1 protein-coding gene is annotated in these 529 nt (G+C 72.2%); it reads left to right on the forward strand.

Annotated features, from left to right (window positions below):
• Positions 1-529 (forward strand): phosphopantetheine-binding protein (locus MKD38_RS30875; RefSeq protein WP_252682459.1); only part of this gene is annotated, 529 nt, incomplete at both ends.

A 529-nucleotide genomic window follows, 5' to 3' on the forward strand; every position in this document is an offset into this window, starting at 1 on the left:
GACGCCGAAACCGCGCTCGCCGCGATCTGGTCGGAAGTCCTTGGCCTGCCGCGCGTCGGCCGCGCCGACAACTTCTTCGAACTCGGCGGCGATTCGATCCTGAGCCTGCAGATCGTCGCCCGCGCCCGCGCCGCCGGCTGGGTGCTGACGCCGCGGCAACTGTTCGAACGCCAGACGCTGGCCGAACTGGCGGCCGTCGCCGCGCCGGTGGCACAAGACGCGATCGATGGCAACGCCGTGCCGGCAGGCGCGGTGCCGCTGCTGCCGATCCAGGCCGACTTCTTCGAAACCCCGATGGCCCGGCGCCACCACTGGAACCAGTCGGTACTGCTCGACTGCCGCGAAGCGCCCGAGCTGCCGGCACTGGCCGCGGCGCTTGCCGATGTGGTGGCGCATCACGATGCGCTGCGCCTGCGCTTCGTCCAGCGCGACGGCGCGTGGCAGCAGGCGTATGCCGGCACCGAAGCCTGCCAGGACCTGCTGTGGGTGCGCCACGCCGCGTCGGAAGCGGAGCGACTCGCCCACTGCG

Origin of the sequence: Cupriavidus sp. WGlv3, assembly GCF_023952475.1 — a bacterium.
Classification (GTDB): Bacteria; Pseudomonadota; Gammaproteobacteria; order Burkholderiales; family Burkholderiaceae; genus Cupriavidus; species Cupriavidus phytorum.